This is a genomic window from Streptomyces sp. AcH 505 (assembly GCF_000818175.1).
GTDB lineage: Bacteria > Actinomycetota > Actinomycetes > Streptomycetales > Streptomycetaceae > Streptomyces.
In genome coordinates, this window is sequence record NZ_JTIY01000001.1 from 2,020,819 (window position 1) to 2,022,147 (window position 1,329).

Annotated in this window: 1 protein-coding gene; it reads right to left on the reverse strand. The window is 70.1% G+C overall.

Annotated elements, in window-relative coordinates; all coding sequences use genetic code 11:
- On the reverse strand, positions 1 to 1,329 hold a 1,329-nt coding region (locus HY68_RS09345; RefSeq protein ID WP_041995506.1), incomplete at both ends, for a DEAD/DEAH box helicase.

Consider the following 1,329-nt stretch of genomic DNA (forward strand, 5'->3'; position numbering starts at 1 on the left):
TCGGCCTCGGCGGCCACCTCGGCCACCGCCTGCTCGGGGTCGTCGCCACGCTCGCGCGCGGCACGGGCGACCAACCGGTCGGCCTCGCCACGCAGTTCGGTGGCGCGACGCTGCACGCGCTCCAGCTGCTTGGTCAGCTCGACGGCCTCGCGCTCGGCCTGCTTGGCCGCGTTGTTGGCGGAGTCGGCCTGGACCTCGGTGAGCGAACGGGCGCCGGTGATCTCGGCGACCTCCGTCTCGAAGACGCCGGTTCCGCCGACGATGTGGCGCGAGGCGTCGACGCCCGCGTCCTCCATCATCCGGAAGATCTGCCGGCGCTGGTGCGGCAGGGCGAGCGACACCACGACGCCCGACTTGCCGGCGCGGGCGGTACGGCCCGAGCGGTGCAGGTAGTCCTTGTGGTCACCGGCCGGGTCCACGTTCAGGACCAGGTCGATGCCGTCGACGTGGATACCGCGCGCGGCGACGTCGGTCGCGACGAGCGCGTTGACGTAGCCCTTCTTGAAGTCCTCAAGGACGCGCGTACGGGCACCCTGCGTCATCCCGCCGTGCAGCGCGTCGGCCTTCACGCCCGAGTCGCTGAGCTGCTCGGCGATACGGTCGGCGCCGAGCTGCGTCCGTACGAAAATGATCGTGCGGCCCTTGCGGGCGGCGATCGCCGCCGTGACGGGCGCCTTGTCCTTGGGCTTCACGACGAGCACGTGGTGGCTCATGGTCGTGACGTTGCCCTGGGCGCTGTCGACCTCGTGGCTGACCGGGTTGGTCAGGTAGCGCTTGACCAGCGTGCCGATCTCGTTCTCCATGGTGGCGGAGAACAGCATCCGCTGGCCGCCGGCCGGCACCAGGTCGAGCAGTTCGGTGACCTCGGGCAGGAAGCCCAGGTCGGACATCTGGTCGGCCTCGTCGATGACCGCGATCTTGACCTCGCTCAGCGAGGCGGCGCCGCGGTTGATGATGTCGCGCAGCCGGCCAGGGGTGGCGACCAGGATGTCCACGCCGCGCTCAAGGGCGTAGATCTGGTTGCTCATCGACGTACCGCCGCAGACGACCTTCATCTTCAGGCCGAGGACGTCGCCGTACGGCTGGAGCGCGTCGGCGACCTGCATGGCCAGCTCACGGGTCGGCGTGAGGATGATGCCGCGCGGCTTCTTCTTCTCGGTGTGGCCGCCGGTGAGGGTGGCCAGCATCGGCAGACCGAAGGAGAGCGTCTTGCCGGAGCCGGTACGGCCACGGCCCAGGATGTCCTTGCCGGCCAGGGCGTCCGGGATGGTCGCCGCCTGGATCGGGAAGGGCGAAGTGACGCCGTTCTGCGCCAGCTTGCGGACGATG